The sequence below is a fragment of the Oscillibacter sp. ER4 genome (assembly GCF_000765235.1).
Classification (GTDB): Bacteria; Bacillota; Clostridia; order Oscillospirales; family Oscillospiraceae; genus Hominicoprocola; species Hominicoprocola fusiformis.
Map to the genome: position 1 here is coordinate 1 of NZ_JPJG01000120.1, position 810 is coordinate 810.

An 810-nucleotide genomic window follows, 5' to 3' on the forward strand; every position below is an offset into this window, starting at 1 on the left:
GTCCAGATATTCAATGAGTTCCAGCTTGAAGTGTTCCATGGATTGAAATTCCTGCAAATACAGCAACTCACTCTTAAGTAAGCCAAAGAAATCTTCTATCACCGCATTGTCCAGACAGTTTCCCTTTCGGCTCATGCTCTGCCGGATACCCTTCTCGCGGAGCATCCGCTGATACCGCCTGTGCTGATATTGCCAGCCCTGGTCAGAATGGAGAATGAGGCCAGTTCCGTCCGGAATCTTTGTAAACGCCTCGTTCAGCATACTTGTTACCATGCTGAGAACAGGACGATCCGATATGGTATAGCTGACCAAATCGCTGCTGCACAGATCGAGAATTGGGGACAGGTAGAGCTTTTCTCCGAACAGGCGGAACTCCGTCACATCTGTAACCCACTTCTGGTTCGGCCTGTCCGCATGGAAGTCCCGATTCAGCAAGTTTGGAGCGATTTTGCCGACTTCGCCCTTGTAAGAACGATACTTTTTCGTTCGGACACGGCAAACCAAGCCCAGTTCCTTCATAAGCCGCTGGACCGTCTTGTGATTTAAGGGCAGCTTACGGTTACGCAGTTCTGCCGTGATCCGGCGATAGCCGTATCTTCCTTTGTTTTCATGATAAATTGCCGTGATCTCTTCTTTGACGGACTTGTACTTATCCGCGCGATCCATTCGTTTCAGATGATAGTAGTAAGTTGCACGGGGCAGTTGAGCGATTGTGAGAAGTATCTCCAGAGAATGTTTGTGCCTCAGCTTTTGAACTACCAGCGTTTTTTGCGCTGGCGTCGCTCGTCTTCCAAAACCAAGGCTTGCAAG

The 810-nt window shown here is 49.3% G+C and carries 1 protein-coding gene; it reads right to left on the reverse strand.

Features of this window, described 5'->3' with window-relative positions:
* Positions 1 to 810 (reverse strand): IS3 family transposase (locus NI20_RS0113500; protein WP_156108660.1); only part of this gene is annotated, 810 nt, incomplete at both ends.